The sequence below is a fragment of the Collinsella sp. LCP19S3_B11 genome (assembly GCF_052121915.1).
Classification (GTDB): Bacteria; Actinomycetota; Coriobacteriia; order Coriobacteriales; family Coriobacteriaceae; genus Collinsella.
Map to the genome: position 1 here is coordinate 142283 of NZ_JBQKDI010000002.1, position 23028 is coordinate 165310.

Here is a 23028-nt window from a genome sequence, read left to right on the forward strand (position 1 = left end):
TCCTATTCCGAGCCGTTTGTCTCTTGCCTGCACAGGTCCACGGCGTCGTTGACGATCTGCGTGACGCTTGGGCGGGCGGCGTCGTTTACGGTTACCTCCGCCGTGGTGCGCAGGTAGTAGATCCCCTTGTCGTTTTGGGGGTCGTTTCTGTCGTTGTCCATAAAGTAGAAGTAGATGCGGTACGTGCCCGACGCCGTGAAGTCAAAGGTAAAGTCGTGGCCTGTGGTGCCCAGGCTGTAGTAGCTGGACCATGCCTGGCGCGACGGGTCGCAGACGCTCTCATGGCTACCGCCGTCCCAGTAGGTGGGCACGTCCATGCGCGCCTTGGCCTGGGACGAGCCGTTGGCTTGGGTTACGTGGAAGGTCGTCGCAGTGCCCGCGGGGGCGTCGTTCCACGAGACGTTGAAGGTGACGCCGTTTTGGGTTGCGGTGACGGAGTGGGCGTAGCCGGTTTGTGACGTGGCGGGGATCGCGGCGGGCGTGGGGGTGGTCTGGGCGCGAAGGGATGGGGCGGGGGCTGTGGTGGCCGTGTCGGTTGCGGCGGTGGTGTCGGGGGTGGCGGCGTCTGCGGCGTTAGCGGCGGTGGTGCCGCCAGCGCTTTCCGTGTTGACTGCGCTGGTGCCGGTGGATGTTGCGGTGCTGTCCTCTACGGTATCTGCTGTCGCATTTGTGTTGGTGCCGGTTTCCACCTTGTCTGTGTCGCTGTTCGTGGCGTCGGCTTGCGTCTGCTGCTCGGCTGTTGCTGGAGGCTGGATGGCTTCCGCAATGGCCTCCATGGGCATCGTCGCGCCGACCATGGACGTGCACGCGATCGCGCAGAGCAGGTAGTAAAGGGGTCGTTTCATAGCGGAGCCTCTCGGTGAGCAGCCAATAGGGTCCGAAGGCAGCTCCAGGCCAGCACTCCGCGCATATTTTGTTTCGGTTTATTTTACGGGAACCCCAGTCAACATCAGCGAACTTTCTGGGGGTTGTTGGGGAGGGGGAGGGAGCAGACTGGGGATTGGTGTTCATAAGAGACGGGGCCTTGCGTGCAAATAACCTTCTTAGGATTGCTATTGCGATTTAGAAGCAACTCGAAGCGGTTGCGCCTCACACTCGGTAAAACACGAGGCGTGCTAGATTATTGGTAGCCATAAACCCTAACGGTCGGGAGGCTGCATGAGGATCTCTAAACTGAAGATTGAGAACTATCGGAATCTCGATGGTGTTGCGATTAGTTTTGACGAGGACGTGACCTATATTGTCGGCGAGAACAATCTCGGCAAAACGAATGTGCTCGACTTGCTCAATACAATCTTCAACCAAGCGATGATCAGCGAAGAAGATTTCGCAGACACCGAAAGGCGATCAGGTGCTGTAGTAACTTTAAAGATGGACGAGGGCGAGATCGGAATATCGGGGATCGACATCGATCCTGCGACCGGAAACACCATTACCGTCTGCGCCTTTGCTGACGATCCGGATTCTCGAATAGAGTTTGTGGCCGAGGAAAGCGGGGAAAAGATCCCCCCTTCTTTTATGAGATCCGTTCATATGTTCAGGTACTCTACTGCATCTTTCAATAGGGGAGACTTGGCGTTTGACGGTACGCGCGGCGTCGGTAAAGTTCTCTCCAAAGGTATCTCTCTTTACCTGGATAAGGAGGGCAAAGAGGTCTTTGACTTTCTAGACGGGAATGAGCTCGAAGGTCTGCTTGAAGATCTCGGTGCGATTGTCGGTGACGTACCCATCTTGTCATCATATGGTGTGAGGACGGGCGTCGACTCATCGGATAGCGGAACGCTTGGAAGTTTGGTTACCTTGCTTGATAAGAGAGGCGTTCATTTTAAAAAGGCGGGGGTAGGCTTGCAGTACCTCGCCATTGCCTCGCTTTCGATAATCGAGAGCATTATGCGACTTTCGCCTAAACGCCTTCAAGAGAGCCTCTGCTCGGATGGCGATGACAAGCACGTGCTGCATGCCGTGCTGGCTTATGACGAACCCGAAGCTCATCTTCATCCGTATATGCAAAGACGGCTCTCGAAGAGCTTACATAGGATTTGCGAAGGGGAGGACACCAAGTTTAACGCCCTTCTAAAGGAGTATTTCGGGATTGATTCAATCAAAGCTCAGCTGATCATGGTGACGCATTCGCCAAACATTCTTGCTCGCGGCTATAAGAACATTGTGCGATTTGGACAGGGCGAAGATTCTCCAAGGGTCATGTGCGGCAAGGATATTAACCTTTCTGACAAGGTTGAAAAGCATCTTATGCTGAACTTTGAGTCAATACGAGAGGCTTTTTTCGCGCGGTCGGTATTGGCTTTTGAAGGGCAGACAGAGTCTGGGGCCATTCCGGTCTTTGCACGCAACCTTGGGATGGATCTGGATGATTATGGAGTTGTGCCTATCAGGGCTGGCGGGAAAAAGAACGTCGAGCCGCTCTGTGAACTTCTGAACAAGTTTGAGATTCCAAATTATTCCATTGTCGATAGAGATAACGATTCGCTAGAAACTTCTGGAGACCACATAACGACAACTGAACGGGATTTTGAAGCTGAGGTCATCGAAACTATTTTCGTTAATAGGAACCAAAGCTCGTTTATTACACTTCTTGAGGCGACGGATCGTCAGAGGGCAACTTCCATCAAGGGCAATAGCAAAGCATTGAAAAATGCCTGCGCTGTCTACGGTGTTAGCTTGACGGGCCCTGAGTATGATTTCCAGGGATCGGAGTTTGACGGACTATTCGCCGACACACCCGAATCGCGTGCGCTTATGTATGCATGGCTTTCATCGAACAAGGGCGTTGGGTCTGGCGTTGCCCTCGCGGAGGTTTTTGGTGCCGATGGCGTTCCCGCATGTTATAAAACTATTATTTGTAAGGCCGTGGGGCTTTAATGGTGATGAGTCAGGCTGACTTACGGGATAGTGTTAGAGCTGCGATTGAGGTGCGCTGTGGCGGAGATACATCACAGTGCTCTGCGATTTTTGCGCCATCGAAGAGGGTATTCGTAGAGGCCCCGGCAGGATACGGGAAAACCACAGTGATGACTGGGCGAGCTTGCTGGTTGCTGGCATCTGGGGAAGTCCAGCCGCCAAAAAGGATTTTGTCCCTAACCTTCAGCGTCGCTGCCGCGCGGAGAATGCGTACGGATTTAAGCGCCACTATGTCGGCGCTTCCTGGTCCCGTGGCCAAGCGTTTTGAGGACAGCGTCATGGCGACTAACTTCCACGGCTTTGCTTGGGCTCTGCTGCGCAGATACTGGAGATCGCTCTCGCTCCCAGTAAACGTTGACGAGCTTTCTATGGTTGATGACAACGGCGCCGTTAACGAGCTGGTTTTGCGAGGTGTCAGGCTGACCTGGAATGAAAAGAATGCCGTTGACGACTTCCTCCGCTTTATGAGAAACGGTCAGGACATGGACTTGAGGCGCGTGATGTTTTCCTTTAATAGGATCATCAGGGATCGGTTCGTGCCGAACGGTCTCTTGCCATATTCTGGAATGATTTCCCTTGCAATTGAATTGCTCTCTCATTTTCCCAAGTTAAGGTCCTATCTGTCGTCAGCGTACCCTGTCGTGCTCGTCGACGAGGCGCAGGACACGAATGCGTTGTGTTATATCTTTCTAAATGGCTTGGTTTCTGATAAATCAGGAATCTGCATGTTCGGTGACCCTATTCAGCGTGTCTATGGTTTTATTGGCGCAATGGAAGGCTTAAAGGCAAAGGCCACTACCGACCTGTGTCTATCGCCGCTGGAGCTCGAACATAATCATAGGTTTTCTGGGGGATCTATCGTTGGAGAGCTCGGTGCTGCGATTCGCTCCCACATGAAGGGTGCCATTGTCGGCGGTACGCCCCGACTTCCCATATTTGTTGGCGCTGCACAGCAGGACGAAGCGACAGCCATTGTTTCCAAGGTTACGGCGCTCATCCAAGTCGGTGGCGGGAAGATCGCGATTCTTGTTCGTAAGCGTGGTGCCCTTGCCGATCTCATTATGAACGAATTGGTTAAGGAGGAGATGCCATACTTCAACGGGCTTTTCTCTGATACAGCCCCAGAGTTCATTGAATTCAATGTGTTTGCTTTATCCAGGATTACCGATGCAGCGTCTGGAGAAAAGGGCGTCAGTCTGTCTGCTGCGGACAAAATAATTGACTCCGTCTCTAATGAACTGCTGACTGGCTCCAGGAGATTCGAGTATGGGCGGTCCTATGCCATGCTTCTTGGGGCGCTGCGGAAACACCTTAAAACTGACTGCGTCGCGATGGATCCATCTGAGCGCTTCGACTATATCGTTAGCATCTTTTCCGAGGGCTCCCTGCGGCGTTTCTCCGATTACCTTGATGCAGACATCTCGATCATGACCATTCACTCCGCTAAGGGGCTCGAGTGGGACACTGTTTTCATTCCGGGCGTTACGCGTTTCGATTGGCCTGGAGGGATTTGCTCTCGTTGTGAAAATGCTGGTATATGCTTACGTTCTGCGCGAGGTTGCCAGATTGCTGATGCGAAGAAAATGCCAGATGGGCTTATTGAGGAAATAGGCCTGCTGTACGTCGGCGTCACTCGCGCCCGCAAAGCGGTATATGTCTCCGCTTCTATGCAGCGCAGGACAAATAACGGGAACTATCAGGTTGCCTGCCCCTCTTGCCTAACGTCTCTTCCGGGCATTGAGCCCGTGAGTTGGAAGGTCATGGACGGGGAGGGGTGATTAAGTGTTCGGCGTAAGAGGCGGAGGCCGACGTTTAATCATGATGAGTTTTGTGGCGTAACTCGTGCCCTGTTTGATTATGACGGGCAGTGGGGCAATAGGGGGTCGCCCAACATGTTGGTCAAGCAAAATCTTTTGTTAATTTCGAACAGGTATTCGATATGTATGGGTTTTCGCCGTGTGCAAATACGTGGGACCTAGTTTGAATTTATGCTGGTCAGCGAAGCTGCCTCTAGGGTGGATTAGACGGCTCACTTATTGCTGTTGATTTATACTGCAAAAACTTTAATCGTATCTACCTGCTAAAACACAACATATTGTGTTCAGCTTCAAAAAACAATACAGGATATAGATTGCGTTTGCGGCTACAATTAATTTAACGTGAAACGTCGTTTCCCCACTACAACTTAATTGTTCGAAAGGAGCTGGATGGGATAGCTGTCAAAATCGAGGCCATGTTGATGGTCCACTAAGATTCTTTGGGGGCGCGTGCGCTTATAGATCAACAGCAGTATGCGCCCCCGTATGCTCAAATCATTTCCAAATAGCTTTTCTTCAAGAACCTGTCACTTGTGTGGCTGGGCGGGTTAGTCCGTAAAAATTCGAGGGATGGCTCTTGGATTCTTGGAGGTGCGTAATTTTTGGCCAATAACTATCTAGATAATCTTCTTGGGAAAATCTCTGCGTACGATCTGTTCAATGTACTCATTCCGGGCGCACTTGTAACATATTCCGTCAGCCAGATGCCGTTGGGCAGTTGTATTGACTGCTCCAACTGGCTGGCACTATTTGTACTGAGTTATGTCCTCGGTCTCATTGCGTCGCGGATTGGCTCTCTCTGTATTGAGCCGTTGGCCCGCAAGCTGAAACCGACCGAAAAGCGTGACTATTCTGCCTTTGCATATGCTCAGAAACGCGATCCAAAGGTCGAGCAGCTCTTGATGATTTCAAACATGTATCGCAGCCTGGCGGGGGCCGGTGTCCTGCTCGTCATTATTCTGTTTGCATCATTGTTGCCGGAATCTCATCGGCTTCCGGCGGCTCTGTGCTCTTTTATCGCCTTATTTATTGCCTCCTGGATCAAGCAGGAACGGTATGTAGAAAAGCGGATCAACTTCAATCTTGAGGAACGTGATAATCATGAGTGAGATTAAGTCTCTGTCCGTTGGCAACGGTGACATGTTTTACATCAATCACAATACTGACAACTTCAGCATAATTGACTGCAATATTACCGATGAGCGTAAGTCGGAAATCCTTGATGAGATTAAAAACCTTGCAGGTAATAAGTGTATCGTGCGTTTTATTAGCACACATCCGGACCAAGATCATATTCAGGGTATTGAGTATCTTGATGAGCTTAAGCTCATTCCGAATTTTTATTACGTTGACAATGATGTCTCTAAGTCCACGGAGTCAGAGAGTTTTAAAAAGTATAAAGATCTGAAGGGGTCGTCGTGCGCCTACAAAATATACAAGGGGTGTAAGCGTAAATGGATGAACGTTTCTGATGGTGAGCGCGGCTCTGCTGGGATTAGCGTCCTCTGGCCCGATGTGAATAATGAGACCTTCCAGGATGCTTTGCGGGATGCCGAAAGCTCTGATAATCCCAATAATATTAGTCCTGCGATTGTCTACTCTCTTGAGGAAGGGGTCCGTGCGCTTTGGCTTGGTGACATGGAAAATGACTACATGGTGGCGATTGAAGACGACATCTCACTTTCGCCTGTGGACATTCTTTTTGCACCGCATCATGGACGGAAGTCTGGTCGCGTTCCTAAGACATGGCTAGATAAGTTGGAGCCTCGGTTGATCGTTGTGGGAGAGGCCCCGTCAGACGAGCTTGAGTATTACTCGAATTACAACACTCTGACGCAAAACAGCGCTGACGACATTCTGTTCTGTTGCGAGACCGGTAAGACTCATGTTTACGTTGGATCTCCTTCTTATTGCGTCAATTTCTTGGGTGATGACCCCAATGCTCCGCGAGCGAAGGGCGTGCTGCATTATTTGGGCTCTTTTGATTGCGGCGACCGCTAGTCCTGCTGTCGTCTCGTTCATTCGTGGCCTGCCTACGCTTTTACCGGACAGGCCTAGATGTGTCCTTTCATCTCATTGAGATGGTGTAGGATATTGTCTTGTAATACAAAAGCTCTGCGGGAGCTTTAAGGGTGACGCTTTCTGTTGGAGAGTGTTGCCCTTTTTTCACGCATGCGATGAGTGACGAGCCGGCTAAACGTCATTCCGGCAATGGGGTGGTCGAGTATGCGCGGTTTCTGCTGGATGACGCGACCGTGGGCAACAATTGATGTCGATTGGAATTAACCCAATTGCAGCGGAGGCTTTCGGGCGACACCTGAAGTGGGCTGATACGTCGGCCCCTATTTGTTTGAATGTAAGATTCGGCCTGTCAAAACTTACATCTCAATTGAGAAAAGGCGAAATTGCGTGTGATTTTCTGCTCGCATGTAACTTTACTGACACTCTTTTCCCTGGCCCTAATTTGCAACGGATTCTTTGCCGAGGATTGACCGGGTCTGTGTATTTCCTTAGAGTGTGAATTGTGATGAGGCCTTGCGACGGTACGTCCGGCTTGGTCCGTGGGAACCGCCGAAAGGCGGTTTTCGCGTTTTAAGGGGCTGTTTTCTAAAGGATATTTGTCACGTTTCCGCTTTAGGTCGGCGGGTTTCATCGCGTATTTCGGAAGTGCAGGGATAATCGGAAACCGCCGAGCACCCCCCCCCGCATTTTCCAGTAAAACTGCAGGTCGCCGAAGCTCAAAACCGGAGTCCGGTCGGTCGATCTTTGCTTTTCACCGCACTTCCGGATTGAGCACAAACTCGACTGGATTGTTTATCGATTTGGGGCTGCGGAATCTAGTTTATACCTTGTTATTTGTATTTAAATAGATACACTTAACTTATAAGTTAAGTGTATCTAGAAAGGGGGGTGGCCCTTGGCAGCAGGATATGAACTTGTCGAATATAGAGACCCCAAGGGCCGACCGTTTTGGGAGTTGACGACTTCTCCTGACAACTCTCAATTTCAGAAGATGATGTCAGACCCTAAACGGAAATTTGTCGCTCGTAAAATGATCGACCAGATTTCAAAAATCTACGACTACGGTTTAAAGGTTGCGAGTGGGACCTCGAAGCTGCGACGTATCGATTCTAAGATTGGTCTCTATGAACTAAAAGGGTTTGACGGGGCAAATCGAGAGATGATTTATGCCATATGTCAGGGCGTAGACAAAATTGTTCTATTGTTTTGGTTTAAAGGACATCAGGGATCAGGAAATATCAGTAAAGAAATCGAGCGGGCCAAGCGATTAGCCGTAATAGCGCGTCAGCTTCTGGAATCTGAGCGTTGACTTTTATACTTGGCTTTCGAAACGGAGAACACAATGAATAAAGTAGATTTATCTGATTTTTACGCCGAGACAGAAACTAGCGAAACACGCGCTTATGAACACGCGCTAGATATCGAGTTTATTGTTCATCGCGAGATGAAGCATTTGGGTTTAAGCAAAAGCGATTTGGCAAAGCGTATGGGCGTGAGCCTTCAGTCGCTTTCGAAGCTGTTGAATTCTCAGCCCAATATGACGTTGAAGACGATCGCTAGGTTCGAGCTCGCTTTGGGTATCAATATCGTTCCTAAGGTTACCGTTAGCTATTCTAAAGAGCTACCGTTTCTTTCATCCAACGATTCTGTGCGAGAGCAATGGTCATTCAGGAGCGAGCGCCCGTCCTCGCATGCGAATCTTGAGATGATTTCCGGAGGTTTGGCAGCATGAGTAGGGATTTTATTGCTCCAATTCAGATCGTGAATTTGTTCGTCGTTGACTCCGATTTTCATATCGAAGATTCGCCCTCGGATAATATGGATTTAAAAGTTGACGTCAGCTATCAGGATGTTCACCTTTGGAAAAACGATAGCGGCGCGCACGCAAGTTTAAAGATGTGCGTATCTGGCAGTCTCGTTGACAGGGATGGTGATGCGCAGGAGAAGATGCGCGCTGGCGTTACGGTATCCATCTCGGTTTCGGCGCAAATACCTAAGAGTTCCCCTGATGACGAGGCGCGTCACTACCTTCTTTCAAATGCCATTTCGATGGCATATGCCCATGCAAAGAGCTATTTGATGGTTGTTACTGGACTTTCGCCCATGGGGGCGCTTACATTGCCTGCCATTCTCCCTGCGGAGCTGTCAGCAGATTGCGATGTGCCTTTTCAGGCCGAATAGCATTTCCTCGATGAATCTAAGTCGAATAGGTTGCCACTCTCACATCCTCTGAAGATGTTCTTAAAACAGTTTTAATAGTTGCCTTCGACCTACATTGACGGCGCACAATACGAACGTTTGACTATGGCAAATGTGGAATAAAGGGGAGGGGTGCGCTATGGAAGTGCTGGTTGTTGGCAACACTGCATATGTTGACGATGACTTTTGTGCCAAGGCGTTCCCCGGGGACCACGTTAAGGTCGTAGCCGCCGCGGATGCACATCGCGACGAGTCGTCGCCCCATGCCTCATGGAAAGAGCTTCTGCAACACCTGGATCAGGCCTATGAGTTCGACCGCGTGGTCTATCTGTCTAACTACCTCACGCCGCATACCGAGAACTTTGGCGACATCGAGTTGCTCCGCTCGGTCTTTCGTGCGTGCATGGGGCGCCGGGTTCAGTTGCTGTATGTAGCCGGGCCCGCGGGCGCTGAGGGTGCCGCCGATGCCGCAGAGCAAACGGGAAAGGGAATTATCGCCCGAGTGGCTAACGACCTGTGCCGCCATTACGCTGCGCGCGAAGACGTTCAGGTAAAGATTCTGCGCGCGCCTTTCCACTGCCTCTGCCGCACTGGAAGATCCGTTTTTGGCGCCGTTGTTCGACGCATGCTCAACCGGATCGGTTGCTTTACAGGGAGCGGAGGATGCGGCGTTTCCCCTGCTGTGCGCCGAGGAGCTCGCGGTGCTGGTGCGCCGCATCTTTGATAGCTGGGATGCCTCCTTTGAGACGCTCGATGTTGCCGATACCTTCCATCACACGGCGGGCGGCCTGGGAGAGGCTCTCAAGGCGCTGTTCCCAGGGCTCTCAGTTGCCTATGGCGATTCTGCCGGCTATGCCCTGCCCGTCAGCGACATCGTTCGCGTTCGCTATGGCTGGTTTCAGCGCTACGACTTGCTGCGCGATCTTTCGACCATTCAGGCTCGCTGGGATGCTGGCCGTGCAAAGAAGGTCAACCCCTTGCGCGCCGCCATCGACCGCATCCAGACGCGCACGCTGCCTATTAAATGCCTAGAGACGGGCGTTGCCTGGGTCCTGTTTGAGGTGCTGGAGCATCTGTTCTCCCAGTCGGCCCAGCTCAACGTGCTCGATTATCGCCTGCTCTACGTCGTGCTCATTGGTACGCTGTATGGCCTGGACTTTGGCCTGGTTGCGGCGCTGCTGGCATCGGTGGGCTTGGCCGTGAGCTACTTTACCCAGTATGGCTATACCTTCCAGGCATGATGGTCATTCACTACACGGGCCAGACCGCTGGCGACGATATCGTGCGCGCGTTTGGGCGCACCAGGTTCACCGTTAAGTCCAAGACCATGCGCGGCGACAAGGTCGAGATGACCGTCGAGGTGCTCTCTGACGGTGTGGATATGCCCTATGCCGACGCCATCCGTGCCCTCGATGGCGTGGAGGACCTAACGCTCATCCAATACAACGGCGAATACCACGGCTAGAACCCTAGCGAGTAGATTGCACAAAGAGGGGCGGTCCTGGTCGAGCAGTCCGGCGTTCGTTAGAACGCCGGAACGAACAGGTATCATGGTGAAAGCGATTTCAACGACAGGTGTGCTCGTGGTAAAGATGAAGGATGTGGCCGAGTCCGTAACGTACGCATTGTTGGCGATGTCTCGTCGGTCGAGGTGCTTGTGAACGATGGTGCGCTCGTGTTCTCGACGCGCAGCTACCCTGCGACCTATGGCGTGTCCGTTGACGCCGATGGCGCGAACGTGACCTACCATGCGCTCAACATCTAGGCGACTCGTCGCATATCGGCGCTATACTGCAGCCGTTGCCCACGATGCGGGGAACACCCGCATCGTGGGTTTTTGCTTATGAAGGGACGGTGCCGTGTGGAAGTGCAGCAGCTAGAAGGGGCCTGGGCTGTAAGGGCTGGTGCGCGTGAGGCGCGTCTTGTTGCGGCCTCGCATGTGCCGGCGGCGCTTGCGCTGTTGGGGATTGTGCGCCCCGGTGACCGCCTGGTGGCCTTTGCGGATGACTTTGCCAAAGCTTTTGTGCGCGGCTTTGATGGCTGCGACATGGCTATGGTGGGGGAACCGTCGGTTGCGGCGTTTGCTGCTGCATCCGAGGGCTTTGATGCTTCGTTTGAGGTCGAGGGGCCGCACCTGTGGTGGTTCGTCAACTCTATTGGCGGGTTTGGACTGCGCGTGCCCGATCTGCGCGCATTAGGCCGCGCCGCGCGTGAGGCTCATGCGCTGCTCGTGGTGGATAACACCGTGGCGTCAGCTTTTGGCTGCGATCCGCTGCGGCTGGGCGCTGCGTTATCGCTGGAGGCGTTCGACCGCGTATGTGCCGGTGATGCTCCGCGCAAACTCGTTGCCGCTTCGGTGGCGCGCTCGCAGCTTAAGCGCCATCGCGTGGATGCCGCGGCTGAGTGCGCGCATGCCCTGCTTGAGGACTGTGGCCTGGACAAGCTTGATTTGCCTGCTGACGAGGCCGGTGTATTGGAGCGCGGGCTGGACTCGCTCGATGCCCGCATGCAGGCTCACTTCGACCGCGCCCGTGCGCTGGCCGAGTATCTGGTCGCCAACGAGATGGTGCGCAACGTTCGCTATCCCGGGTTGAGCTCGCATCCCGACCATGCGGTTGCAACGGGAATCCTTGAGCATGGCTTTGGCCCGGCAGTTGAGTTTGGCCTTATCGAGCGTAGCGCGGGTGAGCTGTTCGATGCTTTGCCGGGGGAGTTTCGCACATCGCCCGCCGGCGGTGCAATAACACGCCTTTCTGCTCCACGTGGCAAGCAGGGGAGCACCATCCGCCTCTTCGCCGGCACCGACGATCCCCTGACGGTAGCCGCCGCCCTCGATAACGCCCTCCGATAGTAGCTAATTTGGGACGGGGCTTTTTTAGCTACCCAATGTCAATTTTTGGCTATGAGTTAAGAATGCTCTGGATGGGTAGCTAAAAAAGCCCCGTCCCAAATTAGCTACTCTTTGATGGTGCCGATCAGGTCGTTGGCCCTTGCGGCTATGACTTCGTTGATCTCTGCCTGCAGCTCCTCGTAGGCCGCTATGGCTCGCTCGCCGGCGGGGGTGAGCGAGCTCCCGCGGGCGCCGTCGCGCTCGATGAGTTTGCATCCCAGCTGCCCTTCGGCCTCGTTTACAATGCGCCAGGCCTTGGAATATGCCATGCCCATGCTCTTGGCGGCACGGTTGAGCGAGTGCTCGCGGGCGATACCTTGCAGCAGTAAGACGCAGCCGTGGCCGAACACGCCCGGCAGATCTTTGTCGCACGACTGAATGACCAGTCGCGCCGTCGTCTTGTACTCCATACGCTCCACGTCTCTCCGCTAAAGTGTTTGCTGGGCAAACGCAAAGCCTGCGTCAAACCCTCGTGTGCTCTTCTTAAATCATGCATTGTAGCAGTCAAAGTGCGTTAAGATACTTCCCCAGTATTGGGCGCCCAAGGTTGGGCTGGGTCCTACGAGGCCTGCAGCCGACCGGTCGCATGGAAAAAGGAGAAACATGGCTACGTTCTTTCCCGGTGAGTCCCACACGTTTTCGGAGTATCTGCTGGTCCCTGGTTACTCGTCCTCGCAGTGCATCCCCAACAACGTCTCTCTTAAGACGCCGCTGACCCGCTTTAAGCGCGGCGAGAAGCCGGCAATCACCCTGAACATCCCCATGGTTTCCGCCATCATGCAGTCCGTCTCGGGCGTCGACATGGGTGTCGCGCTCGCTACCGAGGGTGGCCTGTCCTTCATTTACGGTTCCCAGACCCCCGAGTCCGAGGCCGCCATGGTCAAGGCCGTCAAGGATCACAAGGCCGGCTTTGTCCAGTCCGATTCCACGCTGACCCCCGACATGACCATGGAGCAGGTCATCGAGCTCAAGGAGAAGACCGGTCACTCCACCATGCCGGTCACCGACGACGGCACTCCCAAGGGCAAACTCCTGGGTATCGTTACCAGCCGTGACTATCGCCCCAGCCGCGATGACCACCAAAAGAAGGTCTCCGAGTTCATGACCCCGCGTGAGCAGCTCATCGTGGGCGACAAGAACATCAGCCTCAAGGTTGCCAACGACGTCATCTGGGACAACAAGCTCAACGCCCTGCCCATCGTCGACGACAACGATCACCTTATGGGCATTGTCTTCCGCAAGGACTACGACAGCCACAAGACCAACCCCAACGAGCTGCTCGACGGCGACAAGCGCTACATGGTCGGCGCCGGCATCAACACCCGCGACTATGCCGAGCGCGTGCCGCTGCTCATCGAGGCCGGCGCCGATGTCCTGTGCATCGACTCTTCCGAGGGCTTCAGCGAGTGGCAGAAGCGCACCATCGAGTGGATTCGCGCCAACTACGGTGAGGACGTCAAGGTCGGTGCCGGCAACGTCGTTGATGCCGAGGGCTTCCGCTTTTTGGCCGACTGCGGTGCCGACTTTATCAAGGTCGGTATCGGCGGCGGTTCCATCTGCATTACCCGCGAGACCAAGGGTATCGGCCGTGGCCAGGCCACCGCGCTGATCGACGTCTGCCGCGCTCGCGACGAGTACTACGAGGAGACCGGCGTCTACGTGCCCGTATGCTCCGACGGCGGTATCGTCTACGACTACCACATGACGCTCGCCCTTGCCATGGGTGCCGACTTTATGATGCTGGGCCGCTACTTTGCCCGCTTTGACGAGAGCCCGACCGAGCGCGTCAACGTCAACGGTCAGTACATGAAGGAGTACTGGGGCGAGGGTTCTGCGCGTGCCCGCAACTGGCAGCGCTACGACCTGGGCGGCGCCGCAAAGCTCAGCTTCGTCGAGGGCGTCGACTCCTACGTTCCCTACGCCGGCTCCCTTAAGGACGGCGTGGGCGGCACGCTCTACAAGATCAAGTCCACGATGTGCAACTGCGGTGCCCTCTCGATTCCCGAGCTCCAGAAAAAGGCACGCCTGACCCTGGTGAGCTCGACCTCGATCGTCGAAGGCGGCGCCCACGACGTAGTCGTCAAGGATTCGCAGCAGTCTGTGTCTTATCGATAGGATAAGAGCCGCACATAAAGGTTGAGTTCCAACCACGTTATTAAGATAAAGCGAGATGCCTGCAAGTCGCAGGCATCTCGCTTGTCGTATTTGCTATCATCAGTCAAGTTAACCTTAGGGTCGGTCGGCTTGGCTTTGTTCGCTACAAGTTCCGCACGCAAAGAAGAGCACTTAATGTGCTCTTCGTCTTGCGCAGGACTGTCCGCAGTAGCGAACAAAGCCAAGCCGACCGACCCCAGCTAAGATTAAAGGAGCTGATATGTGCGATTGCACAGATCATAAGGACGAGATCCCTGCCTACGACGCGCAGGCCATTGAGTCCAAGTGGATGAAGGCCTGGGAGGACTCCAACCTCTTTGCCGTCGACACCGACGCCAGCAAGCCCAAGAAGTACGTGCTCGAGATGTTCCCGTATCCTTCGGGCGACCTGCACATGGGCCACGCGCGCAACTATACCATCGGCGATGCCATGGCCCGTCAGGCCCGTATGCGCGGCTTTGACGTGCTGCATCCCATTGGCTTTGATGCCTTTGGCCTGCCCGCCGAGAACGCCGCCATCAAGCACAACACGCAGGCTGCCGCCTGGACGTATAAGAACATGGACCAGGCGCTCGCCACGATGAAGCGCATGGGCTTCTCCTACGATCTGGATCGCATGGTCAAGACCTGCAGCCCCGACTACTACCGCTGGGGTCAGTGGATCTTTGAGAAGATGTGGGAAAAGGGCCTGGTCTACCGCAAGAAGAACCCGGTCAACTGGTGCCCCAACTGCAAGACCGTTCTGGCCAACGAGCAGGTTACCGAGGGCAAGTGCTGGCGCTGCGGCACCGAGCCCGAGAAGCGCGACCTTGAGCAGTGGTACTACAAGATTACCGAGTACTCCCAGGAGCTGCTCGACGATCTGGAGAAGCTCCCCGGCTGGCCCGAGCGCGTTAAGCAGATGCAGGCCAACTGGATTGGCCGCTCCGAGGGCGCCGAGGTCGACTTTACCCTGTGTGATGCCAACGGCGATCCCATCGAGGGCGACGAGGGCAAGATCACCGTCTTCACCACGCGTGCCGACACGCTCTTTGGCGTCTCCTTCTTTGTCCTGGCTCCCGAGTACGCTCGTCTGCACGAGCTCGTCGAGGGCACGGAGTACGAGGAGGCCGTTACCAAGATCGTCGAGGACTCCAAGCATATCTCTGCTGTCGAGCGTGCCCAGGGCACCCTCGAGAAGCACGGTGCCTTTACGGGCCGCTACGTGGTTAACCCCGTCAACGGCGAGAAGGTTCCCGTGTGGGTCGCCGACTATGTCGTTGCCGATTACGGCACCGGCGCCGTCATGGCCGTTCCCTGCGGCGACCAGCGCGACTTTGAGTTTGCCCGCAAGTACGACCTCCCGATCGTCCCGATCATCCTGGACGATGACGACCGCGCTGCCGTCGAGGCCAGTGGCGAGACCATCGATACCTTCCATGCCGAGACCGTCGACTGGGATTGCGCCCACGCTGCCGAGGGCACGCTCGTCCAGTCCGGCAAGTACACCGGCATGCGCGGCGGTAAGCACTCCGAGGGCGAGGCTGCCATCGTGGCCGACCTCGAGGCCATGGGCTGCGGTCGTCGCAAGGTCGAGTTCCGCCTGCGCGACTGGCTCATCAGCCGTCAGCGCTATTGGGGCAACCCCATCCCGGCCATCCATTGCGAGCACTGCGGCATTGTGCCCGTGCCCGAGGACCAGCTGCCGGTGATGCTGCCCGAGAACCTGGACCTGGGCGCCGGCGAGACCCTCGCGGAGTGCAAGGACTTCTACGAGACTACCTGCCCGGTCTGCGGCCGCCCGGCCAAGCGCGAGACCGATACCATGGACACCTTCACCTGCTCCAGTTGGTATTACCTGCGCTATACCGACCCGCACAACACCGAGCTGCCCTTCTCCCGCGAGGCGGCAGACCGTTGGATGCCCGTCGATAACTACATCGGCGGCATCGAGCACGCCATTTTGCACCTGCTCTACAGCCGCTTCTTTACCAAGGCGCTGCGCGACCTGGGTCTGCTGAGCGTGGACGAGCCCTTTACCAACCTGCTGTGCCAGGGCATGGTCAAGGACGAGAACGGCGACACCATGTCCAAGTCCAAGGGCAACGTCGTGCCTCCGAGCTCGGTTATCGAGCCCTACGGCGCCGACACCATGCGTCTGGCGATCCTGTTTATCGCCCCGCCCGAGAAGGACTTTGACTGGGATCCCAAGGCCGTCGAGGGTGCCAACCGCTTTATCAAGCGCGCCTGGCGTATCGTGTGGCAGCTTGTCCAGTCGGGTGACGCCAACGTTGCCTTCGACAAGTCCGTGCTCGACGAGACCGCGATGAAGCTCTATCGCGAGCGTCACCGCACCATCGCCAAGTGCACCGAGGACTTCGATCGCGGCCAGTTTAACACCGCGATCTCGGCCGTCATGGAGCTCGTCAACGCGGCGAGCGCCTACCTCAACGCCACCGAGGGCGCATCGCGCGACAAGGCACTGTGCTACGGCGTGGCCAAGGACATCGTGAGCGTCCTTGCCCCCATCTGCCCGTTCTGGGCCGACGAGCTGTGGCACGAGGCACTCGGCTGCGAGGGCAACGCCTACACCGCCTCCTGGCCCGAGTTTGACCTGGCCGAGTCCATCGAGGACACGGTACAGATCGTGGTCCAGGTGCTCGGTAAGGTCCGCGGCCGCATCGATGTGGCCCGCGATGCCTCCAACGAGGAGATGCAGGCTGCCGCCGAGGCCGCTGTTGCCAAGTGGCTCGAGGGCAAGACGGTCGTCAAGGCCATCTGCGTGCCCGGCAAGCTGGTCAACCTGGTGGTAAAGTAAACCTTGCGCATATAGTTGATGCACAATAGACGAGGGGCGATCCGGCTGGGTCGTCCCTCTTTTTGGATGTGGATACTTGCGACTACACCCAATTATCCATTTCTTGTGGAGAACCTGTGCTCACGCTGACCTGCGGGTTTGTGCTATGGTTGCACGTTTTCGCAGGTATTGGTATAGTTTGCTTGCAAATGAAGTTGTAATTGAAAGAAGTGGGGTTTCGGCCCCGCTTCTTTTTTGTATGGATGGAGGTGCCGCAATGGTCAAGACCAAGACCGAGCAGGCGATCATCGACGCGCTCGAGGCCGTCGCTCCCCAGCACGATGTCGATATTGTCGACGTTGAGCTCGTGGGTGCCACCAAGGCCCCCTGCGTGCGTGTGCGTATCGAGGGTGCCGAGGGTCAGAGCCTGTCGCTCAACGACGTCACGGCCAACACCAAGTGGGTCGGCGACGTGATCGAGGAACTCGACCCCATCTCTTCGAGCTATACGCTCGAGGTGTCGAGCCCGGGTATGGCGCGCCCGCTGCGCCGTCCGCGTGACTTTGCCCGCTTTGTGGGCGAGGACTGCGAGCTTTCCTCCACCGCCACCGAGGGCCGTCGCAAGTACTCCGGCAAGATTGCCGCCGCGACCGAGACCAACGTAACCCTCGAGCTCGAGGACGGCGAGTCTGTCACCCTCGATTATTCCGATGTTAAAAAGTGCAAGTTGAAGCCCGTCTATGACTTCAAGCCCGCGAAGGAAGGAAACTAACATGGCAGCATCCGACATGATGCCCGCCCTGATGGAGCTTTGCCAGGAGAAGCACATCGACCAGCTCTACCTGATCGACCGCCTGGAGCAGTCGCTCGCCAAGAGCTATGCCGAGATCCTGCATCTTGAGTGGGGCGCCAAGGTGACCATCGACCGCACCACCGGCAAGATCTATGTCTACCGCCTGGAGCCGATCGACGATTCCATGGACGAGGAGGGCAACTTCACCGAGTTCGAGGAGATCGACGTCACCCCCAAGAACACCAGCCGTATCGCCGCCCAGCACGCCAAGGCCGAGATCAACGCCATCGTGCGCAACTCCGCCCGCGAGCAGATCTACGAGGAGTTCTCCGGCCGTATCGGCGACCTCATCAGCGGTACCGTACTGCAGTCCACACCCGACTTTACGATCGTCAAGATCCGCGAAGGCGTCGAGGCCGAGCTTCCGCACTTTGATCAGCGCCGCTACGAGAACGAGCGCAACGAGCGCCCCATGGGCGAGCGCTATCTGCACAACCAGCACATCAAGGCCGTGATCATTGACGTTCGCGACCCCAACTCCACGCTTCCGCCGGTTCGCGGCGAGCACAGCCGTCCGCCGATCGTTATCTCGCGTACCCACCCCGAGCTCATGCGTCGTCTGTTTGAGCAGGAGGTGCCCGAGATTTACGAGGGCACCGTCCAGATCAAGTCGATCGCCCGCGAGCCCGGCCAGCGCTCCAAGGTCGCCGTCCACTCGCTCGACGACCGCCTGGATCCCGTGGGCGCCTGCGTCGGCCCCAAGGGCAGCCGTGTGCGCGCCGTCGTGGGTGAGCTGCGCGGTGAGCGCGTCGACGTCATCCTGTGGGATGCCGATCCGGCCGTCTACGTCGCCAACGCCCTGTCGCCCGCCAAGGTCACTCGCGTCCTTATCGACGAGGAGAAGGCCTATGCCGGCGTCATCGTGCCCGACGACCAGCTTTCGCTCGCCATCGGCAAGGAGGGCCAGAACGCCCGCCTGGCCGCACGCCTGACCGGCTGGCACATCGACATTAAGTCCGAGACCCTTGCCGCCGACATCCTCAAGAACGTTCCCGTTCACGAGGAGCCTGCCGCCGACCTGATCGGTGACGAGGAGGATGACGACGCCCGTCGTTGCGAGTACGTGTCCGAGGACGGCATCCAGTGCCGCAACCAGGCCCGTCCCGGTTCCCGTTTCTGCGGTGTCCACGACACCGACGCCTTCTATGATGCGGAGGACCTGATCTAGCGCGCGGTTGCGCTGGACAGGTTCCGGCGCACATCCCACGCTCGTTCAGTCTCTAGGCACCCAAGGTGCCAGAAAGGGTAGGTGAAGTCATATGGCAAAAGTCCGTGTGTCCACCCTGGCCAAAGAGTTCGGCATGACCTCCAAGGAACTGATGGGTCACCTCGCCGAAATGAAGATTCCCGCTAAGTCTGCTTCCTCCGCCCTGGAGGACGCTTATGTTGCCATGGTCCGCAAGCAGCTTGCCTCGGTGATCGAGGCCCGCGCCCAGGAAGTCGAGGCCGCCAAGCAGGCCGAGGAGGAGGCTGCCGCCGCCGAGGAGGCAGCGCGTGCCGCCGAGGCCGAGCGCGAGCGCATCGCCGCCGAGAAGGCACGCGAGGAGGAGCGCCGCCAGTTTGCCGCCGCCCAGGCCGCCGAGGAGGCAGCCCGTGCCGAGGCCGAGGCCAAGAAGAAGGCCGAGCAGGAGCGCCTTGCCCGCGAGAAGGAGGAGGCTGCTCGCGAGGCCCAGCGCCGCGCCGTTCCCGCATCCGACTCCGGTTCGCGCTTCCGTTCGCTGCTCGATCAGATCGCCGCACAGGAGACCGTGCTCAAGGAGAAGAAGGACGCCGAGGACAAGGCCAAGGCCGAGCGCGGCAACCGTCGCGGTGGCAACAACGATCGTCGTGGCGGCCGTCGCAACGACCGCAACGCCTCCGAGAACCGCCCGCACAGCCATCGCACCAACGCCAGCAACAATGTCGCTGCCGGCATGGATTTTCCCAACCCCGATAAGCAGGGCAAGGGCAAGAAGCGCAAGGGTGGTCACAACAGCGAAGAGGACCACTACAGCCGCATGGCGCGCGAGGCCGAGGAGTACAGCCGCGAGAAGGTCCTCGAGGAGGCCCGTGCCGCCGTCGAGGAGGCCTCTCGCGAGTCCACCGGTCGCCGCAAGAAGCGCAAGGAGAAGCGCGAGCGCGAGGCCGCTAGGGCTCAGGAGGAGCGCAAGATTGAGGAGGCGCTGGCCCAGGGCGTGAACCCCGAGGAGCTCGACGCCATCAAGGTCTCCCAGGGCGTTACCGTCCAGGAGCTTGCCGAGGCGCTCGACGTTCCGGCCAACGACATCATCAAGCGCCTGTTCCTGCTGGGCACGCCGCTCACCATGACGCAGTCTATGTCCGACGACCTTGTCGAGCTCGTTGCCGACGACTTGGGCCGTCAGATCAGGATCATCACCCCCGAGGAGGAGAACACCTTCTCGTTCTACGACGATCCCGCCGACCTTAAGCCCCGCGCCCCGGTCGTCACCGTCATGGGTCACGTCGACCACGGCAAGACGAGCTTGCTCGACGCCATCCGTCACACCGGCGTTGCTGCCGGCGAGGCTGGCGGCATTACCCAGGCCATCGGCGCATCGCAGGTCATGATCAACGACCGCAAGATCACCTTCATCGATACCCCGGGCCACGCTACCTTTACGGCCATGCGTGCCCGTGGCGCCAAGGTGACCGACATCGTCATCCTGATCGTCGCCGCCGACGACGGCGTCATGCCCCAGACGGTCGAGTCGATCAACCACGCCAAGGCCGCCGGCGTTCCCATCGTCGTCGCCGTCAACAAGATCGATAAGCCCGGCGCCAACCCCGACCGTGTGCGCCAGGAACTCACCGAGTACGGCGTTATCCCCGAGGAGTGGGGCGGACAGAACATGTTCGTCAACATCTCGGCCAAGCAGAAGATCGGTATCGACGACCTTCTGGAGACCGTGCTGCTCCAGGCCGACGTGCTCGAGCTCAAGGCCAACCCCGATACCTTCGCCTCGGGCAACGTCCTCGAGGCCAAGCTCGACAAGGGCCGCGGCTCGGTCGCTACCGTGCTCGTGACCCGCGGTACCCTGCACGTGGGCGATACGCTGGTAGCCGGCCTTACCTATGGCCGCGTCCGCGCCATGCTCGACCCCAAGGGCCGCGCCGTCACCGAGGCCGGTCCCTCCGACGCCGTCGAGATCCTGGGCCTGCAGTCCGTCCCCAACGCCGGCGACGAGTTCCGCGTGTTCGAGGACGAGCGCGAGGCGCGCGCCCTGGCCGATGAGCGCTCGCTCAAGGCCCGCATCGAGGAGCAGAGCCGCGTGAAGCACGTCACGCTCGAGAACCTCTTCGAGACCATCGCCGACGCCGAGGTCAAGGAGCTCAACCTGATCATCAAGGCCGACGTCCAGGGCTCCATCGAGGCCCTTCAGGACTCGCTCGACAAGATGGATCAGTCCGAGGTCCGCATCAACACGATCCACTCCGCGGTCGGTGCCATCAACGAGACCGACGTCGTCCTGGCCGATGCCTCCAACGCCATCATTATTGGCTTTGGCGTGCGTCCCGACGGTAAGGCCCGCTCCGCTGCCGAGCGCGAGGGCGTCGAGATTCGTTGCTACGACGTTATCTACAAGTGTCTCGAGGAGCTCGACGCTGCCCGTATCGGCATGCTCAAGCCCACCGAGGTCGAGGTCTCCACGGGTACCGCGACCGTCCTGGACACCTTTAAGGTGCCCAAAGTCGGTATCGCCGCCGGTGTCCGCGTCGAGGAGGGCGAGATTGCCGCGACCGATTCCGTGCGCCTGGTGCGCGACGGCATCGTTGTCTTTAACGGTAAGATCGCCTCGATGCGCCACTACAAGGACGAGGCCAAGAGCCTCAAGAGCGGTTCCGAGGGCGGCATTGGCCTGGAGAACTTCCAGGACATCAAGCCCGGCGACCAGATCGAGGGTTACCGTATCGACCAGGTTGCCCGTACCGAGTAGGGGGTAGCGCTATGAAGCAAACGCAGGCAACCCGCCGTCTGGGCGAGCAGCTTCGCGAGAAGCTCGGTTATATCCTTCTCTTTGAGGTTTCCGATCCGCGTCTCGACCTGGTCACCTTGACCGCGGTCGAGGTCGCGGTGGACCGTTCGTTCGCGCGCGTGTACGTGTCGTGCGATGCGAGCCGCTACGATGAGGTCATGGAGGCGCTCGCCAGCGCCAAGGGCCGCATTCGCAGCCTGTTGGCTCGCTCGCTCGACTGGCGCGTCACACCCGAGCTCGATTTTCGCATCGATCGCTCGACCGATGAGGCCGAGCGCATTACGCGTGCGCTGGAGAATGTCCCGGCCACGCTGGCGATCGAAAAGGACGAGGACGGCTATCCCATAGCGGATGCCGCCCAGGAGGCAGCTTTAGATGACTAATTCCGCCGACCTCGTCTCGTGCGAGTCTGCAGATATTAAACGACGCATCCTCGAGCTTATCGAGGGTGCGTCCTCCATTGCGATCTCGGGTCATACCTCTCCCGACGGCGATGCCCTGGGCTCCGTGTTGGGCTTGGGTCTCTCGCTCATGAAGGCGTTCCCCGACAAGGACATCGCGCTGCTGCTGGCAGACGACGATCCCGTTCCGCGTATTTACCGCTTTATGGAAGGCGCCGATCGTCTGGTGCCGGCTTCGAGCTTTACGGGCGATCCCGACCTGTTTATCTCGGTGGATGTGCCGGTTGTCGAGCGTCTGAACAACTCGGCCGACGTGCTCCGCCGCTCCAAACATGTGGTGTGCTTTGACCACCATCCGGCGCGCGAGGAGTTTGCCGAGGTAAGCCTGAGGCGTGTCGATGCTGCGGCGTGCGCCATGATCATCGACCGCTTTCTGGATGATTGCGGCATTGTCGTTCGCGATCGCATCGCCACCTGTCTGCTCTGTGGCCTGGTTACCGATACCGGTCGTTTTCAGTATCAGAATGCCGATGCCGCTGCGTTCCATGCGGCTTCGCGCCTGGTGGCGCACGGTGCCGACCCGGCGCGTGTCGCGCTCGAGGTCTATCAGAGCATGCGCGTCGAGTTCTTGCACCTCAAGTCCATCGTCATGGGCCGCATCAAGACGGTCGCGCACGGGCGCGTGGCGTATAGCTACGCGTACGAAAGCGACCTTAAGGAATGTGGCGTCACCTCGGATGAGTGCGACGGCTTGGTCGATGTGGTGCGCTCGGTGATGGGTGTCGAGGTCTGCCTGTTCCTTAAGGGCATCGAGGGCGATACCAAGGTGCGCGGAAACCTGCGCTCCAAGGGCGACATGGATGTCTCCGAGATTGCGGCCAACTTTGGCGGAGGCGGACATCACGCTGCCGCCGGCTTTACCAATAACGGAACGATTTTCGAGACGCTCACCGCGGCACTTCCCATGCTGGCCGAGCTGGTGGGGGAGGATCCCGCTTCGGTGACCGTCGAGCTTTAACTTTT

General features: G+C 57.5%; 21 protein-coding genes. 19 read left to right on the top strand and 2 right to left on the bottom strand.

The features are described from left to right. Nucleotides 1–2: 2 nt before the first annotated feature. Complete coding sequence (locus ACTQV4_RS02245; RefSeq protein ID WP_441569210.1) at nucleotides 3–845, bottom strand: hypothetical protein; 843 nt, start codon at nucleotides 843–845, stop codon at nucleotides 3–5. A gap of 313 nt (nucleotides 846–1158) precedes the next feature. On the opposite strand from ACTQV4_RS02245, the gene ACTQV4_RS02250 reads away from it, so the two are divergent. The 12 genes from ACTQV4_RS02250 to ACTQV4_RS02305 all read left to right on the top strand — a co-directional run bounded on the left by ACTQV4_RS02250 (nucleotide 1159) and on the right by ACTQV4_RS02305 (nucleotide 11808). Further along, nucleotides 1159–2880 carry an ATP-dependent nuclease gene (locus tag ACTQV4_RS02250; protein ID WP_441569211.1) on the top strand — a complete coding sequence of 574 codons (1722 nt, stop codon included), beginning with the start codon at nucleotides 1159–1161 and terminating at the stop codon, nucleotides 2878–2880. A 5-nt stretch (nucleotides 2881–2885) separates the two neighbouring features. Then, nucleotides 2886–4697: a UvrD-helicase domain-containing protein gene (locus tag ACTQV4_RS02255; RefSeq protein ID WP_441569212.1), complete on the top strand. Its 1812-nt coding sequence runs from the start codon at nucleotides 2886–2888 to the stop codon at nucleotides 4695–4697. A 641-nt stretch (nucleotides 4698–5338) separates the two neighbouring features. Next, nucleotides 5339–5845 (top strand): hypothetical protein, encoded by a 507-nt coding sequence (locus tag ACTQV4_RS02260; RefSeq protein WP_441569213.1) that lies wholly within the window; start codon nucleotides 5339–5341, stop codon nucleotides 5843–5845. Further along, a complete protein-coding gene (locus ACTQV4_RS02265; RefSeq protein ID WP_441569214.1) occupies nucleotides 5838–6737 on the top strand; it encodes a hypothetical protein in 900 nt (299 codons plus the stop codon). The genes ACTQV4_RS02260 and ACTQV4_RS02265 overlap by 8 nt, the downstream gene beginning before the upstream one ends. Nucleotides 6738–7653: 916 nt before the next feature. After that, the gene (locus tag ACTQV4_RS02270) at nucleotides 7654–8067 is read left to right on the top strand and encodes a hypothetical protein (RefSeq protein WP_441560427.1); all 414 of its coding nucleotides are present in this window, start codon (nucleotides 7654–7656) and stop codon (nucleotides 8065–8067) included. A 33-nt stretch (nucleotides 8068–8100) separates the two neighbouring features. Then, nucleotides 8101–8490: a helix-turn-helix transcriptional regulator gene (locus ACTQV4_RS02275; RefSeq protein ID WP_441569215.1), complete on the top strand. Its 390-nt coding sequence runs from the start codon at nucleotides 8101–8103 to the stop codon at nucleotides 8488–8490. Beyond that, complete coding sequence (locus ACTQV4_RS02280; protein WP_441569216.1) at nucleotides 8487–8939, top strand: hypothetical protein; 453 nt, start codon at nucleotides 8487–8489, stop codon at nucleotides 8937–8939. Before ACTQV4_RS02275 ends, ACTQV4_RS02280 begins: the two co-directional genes overlap by 4 nt. Nucleotides 8940–9096: 157 nt before the next feature. Next, nucleotides 9097–9681, top strand: a complete 585-nt coding sequence (locus ACTQV4_RS02285; protein WP_441569217.1) for a hypothetical protein — start codon at nucleotides 9097–9099, stop codon at nucleotides 9679–9681. Then, complete coding sequence (locus ACTQV4_RS02290) at nucleotides 9659–10198, top strand: hypothetical protein (protein WP_441569218.1); 540 nt, start codon at nucleotides 9659–9661, stop codon at nucleotides 10196–10198. The genes ACTQV4_RS02285 and ACTQV4_RS02290 overlap by 23 nt, the downstream gene beginning before the upstream one ends. Continuing rightward, on the top strand, nucleotides 10195–10422 hold the full coding sequence (locus ACTQV4_RS02295) for a hypothetical protein (RefSeq protein WP_441560417.1): 228 nt from the start codon (nucleotides 10195–10197) through the stop codon (nucleotides 10420–10422). The genes ACTQV4_RS02290 and ACTQV4_RS02295 overlap by 4 nt, the downstream gene beginning before the upstream one ends. Before the next feature lie 186 nt (nucleotides 10423–10608). Continuing rightward, nucleotides 10609–10722, top strand: coding sequence for a hypothetical protein (locus ACTQV4_RS02300; RefSeq protein WP_441569219.1), 114 nt, complete (start codon nucleotides 10609–10611; stop codon nucleotides 10720–10722). Between the two features lie 96 nt (nucleotides 10723–10818). Further along, the gene (locus ACTQV4_RS02305) at nucleotides 10819–11808 is read left to right on the top strand and encodes a PLP-dependent transferase (RefSeq protein WP_441569220.1); all 990 of its coding nucleotides are present in this window, start codon (nucleotides 10819–10821) and stop codon (nucleotides 11806–11808) included. Between the two features lie 104 nt (nucleotides 11809–11912). Here the strand turns inward: ACTQV4_RS02305 and ACTQV4_RS02310 are convergent, their stop codons facing one another. Then, nucleotides 11913–12257, bottom strand: coding sequence for a winged helix-turn-helix domain-containing protein (locus ACTQV4_RS02310; RefSeq protein WP_441569221.1), 345 nt, complete (start codon nucleotides 12255–12257; stop codon nucleotides 11913–11915). A 193-nt stretch (nucleotides 12258–12450) separates the two neighbouring features. Between ACTQV4_RS02310 and ACTQV4_RS02315 the strand changes: the two genes are divergently transcribed. From ACTQV4_RS02315 to ACTQV4_RS02345, 7 genes are all read left to right on the top strand, one after another. Next, the gene (locus ACTQV4_RS02315) at nucleotides 12451–13962 is read left to right on the top strand and encodes an IMP dehydrogenase (RefSeq protein WP_154515410.1); all 1512 of its coding nucleotides are present in this window, start codon (nucleotides 12451–12453) and stop codon (nucleotides 13960–13962) included. A gap of 259 nt (nucleotides 13963–14221) precedes the next feature. Next, entirely contained in the window at nucleotides 14222–16798 is a 2577-nt protein-coding gene (gene leuS, locus ACTQV4_RS02320; RefSeq protein ID WP_441569222.1) for a leucine--tRNA ligase, read from the top strand. Between the two features lie 256 nt (nucleotides 16799–17054). Next, on the top strand, nucleotides 17055–17549 hold the full coding sequence (rimP, locus tag ACTQV4_RS02325) for a ribosome maturation factor RimP (protein WP_427747320.1): 495 nt from the start codon (nucleotides 17055–17057) through the stop codon (nucleotides 17547–17549). Between the two features lies 1 nt (nucleotide 17550). Continuing rightward, entirely contained in the window at nucleotides 17551–18798 is a 1248-nt protein-coding gene (nusA, locus tag ACTQV4_RS02330; protein WP_441569223.1) for a transcription termination factor NusA, read from the top strand. Nucleotides 18799–18889: 91 nt separating this feature from the next. Beyond that, on the top strand, nucleotides 18890–21565 hold the full coding sequence (gene infB, locus ACTQV4_RS02335; protein ID WP_441033496.1) for a translation initiation factor IF-2: 2676 nt from the start codon (nucleotides 18890–18892) through the stop codon (nucleotides 21563–21565). An 11-nt stretch (nucleotides 21566–21576) separates the two neighbouring features. Then, on the top strand, nucleotides 21577–21987 hold the full coding sequence (gene rbfA, locus ACTQV4_RS02340; protein WP_006234038.1) for a 30S ribosome-binding factor RbfA: 411 nt from the start codon (nucleotides 21577–21579) through the stop codon (nucleotides 21985–21987). After that, nucleotides 21980–23023 (top strand): DHH family phosphoesterase, encoded by a 1044-nt coding sequence (locus ACTQV4_RS02345; RefSeq protein ID WP_427719632.1) that lies wholly within the window; start codon nucleotides 21980–21982, stop codon nucleotides 23021–23023. The genes rbfA and ACTQV4_RS02345 overlap by 8 nt, the downstream gene beginning before the upstream one ends. Nucleotides 23024–23028: the final 5 nt, after the last annotated feature.